Raw genomic sequence first — 6,228 nt, 5'->3', positions numbered from 1 at the left:
GGCCAGCGGCCGSCACTACCGGTGTTTCCGTGCCGACCAACGGTCGGCACCTACCGGTGCTTCCGTGGGTGCCGACCGTTGGTCGGCACGCCCTCCATCAATGCGAGCGCTGCACCGCGTAACGGGCCAGACCACGCAGGGCGGCCACGGCGTCGTTGTCAGCCAGGCCGTCCAGCGCGCGCTCGGCGGCCTCAGCGTATTCCTCGGCACGCGCACGGCTGTACTCCAGGCCGCCGGTGGCGCGGATCGCGGCCAGCACTTCCGGCATCGCCGAGGCATCGCCGTCCTGCACGATGCTGCGCAGGCGCTCACGGGTGGCGTCGTCCGAATGGGCCATGGCGTGGATCAGCGGCAGGGTCGCCTTGCCTTCGGCCAGGTCGTCGCCCAGGTTCTTGCCCAGTTCTTCGGCGTTGGCCGAGTAGTCCAGCACGTCGTCGGCGATCTGGAACGCGTAACCCAGGTGCATGCCGTAGTCGAACAGGGCCTGCTGGGTGGCTTCGTTCACGCCGCTGGCCAGCGCGCCCAGGCGGGTGCCGGCGGCGAACAGCACTGCGGTCTTGCGCTCGATCACGCGCAGGTACGCGGCTTCGTCGGTGTCCGGGTTGTGCACGTGCAGCAGCTGCAGCACCTCACCCTCGGCGATGCGGTTGGTGGCATCGGCCAGGATCTGCATCACCGACATGCGTTCCAGCTCGACCATCAGCTGGAAGCTGCGCGAGTACAGGAAGTCGCCGACCAGCACGCTCGGCGCGTTGCCCCACAGCGCGTTGGCGGTGCTGCGGCCACGCCGCAGGCTGGATTCGTCCACCACGTCGTCGTGCAGCAGGGTGGAGGTGTGGATGAACTCGATGATCGCGGCCAGCTGGTGGTGGTCCGCGCCGACGTTGCCGACCGCACGGCCGGCCAGCATCACCAGCATCGGGCGCAGGCGCTTGCCGCCGGCGGAAATGATGTGGTCGGCGATCTGGTTGATCAGCACGACGTCCGAGGACAGCCGGCGCCGGATCAGGGCGTCGACGGCGGCCATGTCGGCCGCGGCAAGCGACTGGATCTGGGGCAGGCCCAGGGCGGGACGGGTGTCTTCGGTGATGGTCATGCGATCAGGCTTTCAGGCTCACCACTGATTATAGGCGCTGGCCGTGAATTCGGGCGCAAACCGGGCTGGCCGGCGTCCGCGGCCTGGCCAAGGCTGCCGCCTGCGTGAATACGTATGCAGGTTGCGCCATGCCCGGGAGGCCGCCGCTAAGCTTGCCGGAACAGGATTTCGGCCCGCTTCCGGCGGGCCCTGCATGCCCGGAGGGGGGCTGTCGATGTCGCACTATCCATGGTGGCGCGGAGCCGTCATCTACCAGATCTACCCGCGCAGCTACCTCGATGCCAACGGCGATGGCGTGGGCGACCTGCCGGGCATCATCGAGCGGCTGGACCACATTGCCGCGCTGGGCGTGGACGCGATCTGGATCTCGCCGTTCTTCAAGTCGCCGATGGCCGACTTCGGCTACGACATCGCCGACTATCGCGACGTCGACCCGCTGTTCGGCAGCCTGGACGACTTCGACCGCCTGCTGGCCAAGGCGCACGGTCTGGGCCTGAAGGTGATGATCGACCAGGTGCTGAGCCATACCTCGATCGAGCACGCCTGGTTCCGCGAGAGCCGCCAGGACCGGACCAACCCCAAGGCCGACTGGTACGTGTGGGCCGACCCGCGCGAGGACGGCACCCCGCCCAACAACTGGCTGTCGCTGTTCGGCGGCGGCGCCTGGCAGTGGGAGCCGCGCCGAGAGCAGTACTACCTGCACAACTTCCTGGTCGACCAGCCGGACCTGAACTTCCACAACCCGGACGTGCAGCAGGCCACGCTGGACAACGTGCGCTTCTGGCTGGACCGCGGCGTGGACGGCTTCCGCCTGGATGCGATCAACTTCTGCTTCCACGATGCGCAGCTGCGCGACAACCCGCCCAAGCCGGCGGACAAGCGCGTGGGCCGCGGCTTCAGCCCGGACAACCCGTACGCCTACCAGTACCACTACTACAACAACACCCAGCCGGAGAACCTGCCGTTCCTGGAGCAGCTGCGCGCGCTGCTGGACATGTACCCGGGTGCGGTCAGCCTGGGCGAGATCTCCTCGGAGGACTCGCTGGCCACCACCGCCGAGTACACCCAGGACGGCCGCCTGCACATGGGCTACAGCTTCGAGCTGCTGGTGGACGACTACAGCGCGGCCTATATCCGCGACACGGTCTCGCGCCTGGAAGCGGCGATGACCGAGGGCTGGCCGTGCTGGGCGGTTTCCAATCACGACGTGGAGCGGGCGGTCAGCCGCTGGGGCGGGCACCCGGCCGATCCGCGCCTGGCCCGGATGCTGGTGGCGCTGCTGTGCTCGCTGCGCGGCTCGGTGTGCCTGTACCAGGGCGAGGAGCTGGGCCTGGCCGAGGCCGAGGTGCCGTTCGAGGCGCTGCAGGACCCCTACGGCATCACCTTCTGGCCGAATTTCAAGGGCCGCGACGGCTGCCGTACCCCGCTGCCGTGGACCGACGCTCCGCTGGCTGGCTTCACCTCCGGCAAGCCCTGGCTGCCGATCCCGGCCGAGCACCGGGCGGCGGCGGTGGCCGTGCAGGAGCGCGACCCGCACTCGGTCCTGGCCGCGTTCCGGGCATTCCTGGCCTGGCGGCATGGCCAGCCGGCGCTTCTGCATGGCAGCATCCGGTTCATCGACAGTACTGAGCCAGTGCTGCTGTTCGAGCGTATGCTTGCAGATGAAACCCTCCTGCTGGCCTTCAACCTGTCGGCCGAGGCGGTGAGCCATCCGCTGCCGCCGGGCAACTGGCAGCAGGTGGCGGTGCCGGGCCCGGATGCGGGCACGGTGCAGGGCAATGAACTCCAGCTGCCGCCGCGCGCGGTGTATTGCGCCCGACGCAGCTGACCGTTTTCTCCGGTGGCGGTACTTGCGGGGACGGGGCCGAAGCGCCCCGTCCCTTTTTTGTGGGTGCGGTTGGTGAACGGCATCCACGCATGGCGTGGATCTGCCGACCCGTTGATCTGGTGCCGTGCGAAGGCCGCGTCGTCCGTTCTGTAGATCCACGCCATGCGTGGATGGGCCTTGCCGACCAACGGCCGGCATTCGCGCAAAAGAAAGCCCGCTGCCTGCGCAGCGGGTTTCCGGTCCTGCTCCCCTTGTGTTGCCGGCCAGCGGCCGGCACTACCGAATCAGGGTTGCCGGCCAGCGGCCGGCACTACCGAATCAGGGTTGCCGGCCAGCGGCCGGCACTACCCGGTCGTGGTCAGAACTTGTAGTTCACGCCCAGCATGTAGGTGCGGCCCCACTCGATGTACTCCAGCGGGCGGTCCTTGCTGCCGGCATAGGTGCGGTACGGCTCGTTGGTCAGGTTGCTGCCCTGCAGCAGCAGAGTCAGGCCCCGCAGGGCGCTGCTGTCGCTGAAGGTGTAGCTGACCTGCGCATCGGTCACGTTTTCGCCCACCACGTAGCGCAGGCTGCGGTTGCCGTTGAAGTTGCCGATTTCACCGATGAAGTCCGAGCGGCGGCGCTGGCTCACGCGTGCCTCGAAGCCGCTGCGTTCGTAGTACGCGGTGAAGTTGTACACGCGCTTGGACAGGCCGGGCAGGCTGATCGGATCGGTGCCCACGCTGGACGCGCTTTCCGGATCCAGGATGGTGATGTCGCTCTTGTTGAATGTCGCGCTGGCCTGCACGCCGAAGCCACGCAGGGTGTCGGTCAGCATGTCCAGCGGGAACGACGCGGTCAGTTCCAGGCCCTTCAGCGTGCCGCCCTTGCCGTTCTGCGGCGCGGAGAAGGTGCCGGTGGTCAGCACCGGCGAGGTCATGCCCGGCGGCGGCACGTAGCTGCCCAGCAGCGCGGTGAAGTCGTAGTTGTCCACCGACTGGGTGTAGACGTAGCTCTTCAGGTCCTTGTAGAAGATCGCGGCGGCCACGTAGGCCTTCTCGCCGAAGTACTTCTCATAGGACAGGTCCAGCGCGGTGGCACGCCACGGGTCCAGCAACGGGTTGCCACCACTGCCGCCGGGGCGGCCGGTGCCGGTATCCACGCCGAATTCCAGGCCGGCGCGCATCTGGTCCACGCGCGGGCGTGCGACCTGCTTGGCGGCGGCGAAGCGCAGCGTCTGCTGGTGCGGGAACATGAAGGCCAGGTTCAAGCTCGGCAGCCAGTCGTTGTACGTGCGGCCTGCGGAGTAGGGCTGGATGTTGCTGCCGGCCGGCTGCGAGCTGTCCCAGTAGCGCGAATCCGAGCTCTGGTCGGTGTGCTGCATCTGCACGCCGATGTTGCCGCGCACGCCGACCACGCCGATGTCGGTGTTGATGTTCAGGCGCGCCCAGGCGGTGGTGATCTTTTCCTGCACCGTCCACGACTTGGGAATCAGGTAGTCCAGGTTGTCGACCGGATTGAAGGTCATGTAGCGACCGACCGCGGCCGGCACGTTCCAGGCCGGGATGGTGCCGAGGCCGGCGAAGCTCAGGTCCACCGGACGGTACTGCAGGTCCGAGGCGATGTTGGCATCGCCCTGTGCACCGAGCAGGATGTTGCCTTCGGACTGGGTCTTCACCTTGCGGCGGTCGGCGTAGTTCACGCCGATGTCCAGGTCCGGCGCCCACGAAGCGATGGCCTCGGGCAGCGCAATCGTCGCGGCCAGCTTGCCGCCCTTCAGGCGGTCTTCCACCTGCGGCACCTTGCCGTAGCCGGAGCCGTAGATGGTGTTGGTCAGGAACAGCGCATCGGGATTGGAGTAGTTCAGACCCGGGCTGATCTGCGAGAAGCCGTTCTGGCGGATCGACACGCCGACCGTATCCAGCTGCGGCATCGGGGTCAGCTGCAGGTTGTTTTCCAGGTTCAGCTCATCGCGGGTGGCCTTGGAGTAGTTCAGGTCGGCGACCAGCTTGACGCCACTGAAGTTGAACTCATTGTTCCAGCCGAACGCGTCGATCTTGTCCTTGCGCTTGTTGTACATGCCGCGCACCAGCGGGTAGACACCGCTGGCGGTGCCACCGGTGAACGAACCATTGGCGTTGACCTGCGGATTGCTGACCAGCAGGCCGGGCGTGTAATTGCCGTTGTAGTTGCTCAGGTTGAGCTCGAACTGGTTGGCGGTGTCGATCTGCTCGGCTTCGGTGTGGAACGCGTCGAAGGTGCTGGTCCAGCTGTTGTTAGGCCGGAACTGGATCGTGGCCATCACGCCGTCGCGCTTGTTGTTGCCGGTACGGCGCAGCGCCTTGATGCCATCGGAGAAGTAGGTGCCCGCGGCAACGCCGGGGCGGTTGCCCTTGTCGGTGTGCTCGGTGGTCCACGGCTCATACAGGCCGACCTGGTTCTCCTGGATCGGCATGTCGCTGTGCGCGTAGCCGATGGCGATGCCCAGGGTCTTGTCCAGGAACTGGTCGATATAGCTGGCGCTGAAGCGGTTGCCGTACGGATCGACATTGGCGGCGCGGCCGAGCGAGCTCTTCTGGTAGCGACCGCTGACCGCGATCACGCGTTCGCCGAAGCTGAGTGGGCGCGCGGTCTGCATGTCGATGGTGCCCGACAGGCCCTGGCCCACCAGTGCGGCATCCGGGGTCTTGTACACGGTCACGCCGTTGACCAGCTCGGACGGGTACTGGTCGAACTCGACGCCGCGGTTGTCACCGGTGCTGACCACTTCGCGGCCGTTGAGCAGGGTGGTGGCAAAGTCCGGCGACAGGCCGCGCACGCTGATCACCTGCGCACGGCCGGCCACGCGCTGGGCGGCCAGGCCGGGCAGGCGCGAGATCGATTCGGCGATGCTGACGTCGGGCAGCTTGCCGATGTCTTCGGCGGAGATCGCCTCGACCACCGAGGTGGCGTCCTGCTTGACCGCGATCGCGCTCTCGATGCCGCGGCGGATGCCGGTGACCTGCACCGTGTCCAGGTTGGTGGCGGCGGTGCCGGCCGGCGTGGTGGTGCTCTGCGTGGACTGTGCCGACGCCAGCGTCGGCGCCAGTACAACGGCCAGCGCGAGACTCAGCGCACTGCGCTTGTGGTTCAACATTTTCCCCTCCCAGGCAATGTTGCAGATCGATTCGTGAGCGTCCCGGCAGGGCCGAGGACGTGCGACGCGGTGGCCGCTGTCGTCGCCGCTATGGTAGGCAGCGTGTTCTTCGCGGGAATCACCCTGCATACGTATTCAATGGTGCTTGCAGGGTTGTAATCGCTTTCAGGTAGCTCGTGCGGTAGTGGC

3 protein-coding genes are annotated in these 6,228 nt (G+C 67.1%); 1 reads left to right on the top strand and 2 read right to left on the bottom strand.

Features of this window, described 5'->3' with window-relative positions:
- Positions 1 to 97 precede the first annotated feature (97 nt).
- Positions 98 to 1,096, bottom strand: coding sequence for a polyprenyl synthetase family protein (locus D7T59_RS20950; RefSeq protein WP_180853517.1), 999 nt, complete (start codon positions 1,094 to 1,096; stop codon positions 98 to 100).
- A gap of 214 nt (positions 1,097 to 1,310) precedes the next feature.
- Between D7T59_RS20950 and D7T59_RS20945 the strand changes: the two genes are divergently transcribed.
- Positions 1,311 to 2,924 (top strand): alpha-glucosidase, encoded by a 1,614-nt coding sequence (locus D7T59_RS20945; protein ID WP_180853518.1) that lies wholly within the window; start codon positions 1,311 to 1,313, stop codon positions 2,922 to 2,924.
- Positions 2,925 to 3,282: 358 nt separating this feature from the next.
- Here D7T59_RS20945 and D7T59_RS20940 read toward each other — a convergent pair whose 3' ends face one another.
- Positions 3,283 to 6,039: a TonB-dependent receptor gene (locus tag D7T59_RS20940; protein ID WP_180853519.1), complete on the bottom strand. Its 2,757-nt coding sequence runs from the start codon at positions 6,037 to 6,039 to the stop codon at positions 3,283 to 3,285.
- Positions 6,040 to 6,228: the final 189 nt, after the last annotated feature.

The organism is Stenotrophomonas maltophilia (assembly GCF_013464915.1).
In the GTDB taxonomy this organism is placed as follows: domain Bacteria; phylum Pseudomonadota; class Gammaproteobacteria; order Xanthomonadales; family Xanthomonadaceae; genus Stenotrophomonas; species Stenotrophomonas maltophilia_AT.
This window is presented reverse-complemented; position numbering and strand designations above follow the sequence as displayed.

Coding starts and splice junctions, on each gene's coding strand:
- D7T59_RS20950 (WP_180853517.1), bottom strand. CDS start 1,096: ATGACCATCACCGAAGACACCCGTCCCGCCCTGGGCCTGCCCCAGATC.
- D7T59_RS20945 (WP_180853518.1), top strand. CDS start 1,311: ATGTCGCACTATCCATGGTGGCGCGGAGCCGTCATCTACCAGATCTAC.
- D7T59_RS20940 (WP_180853519.1), bottom strand. CDS start 6,039: ATGTTGAACCACAAGCGCAGTGCGCTGAGTCTCGCGCTGGCCGTTGTA.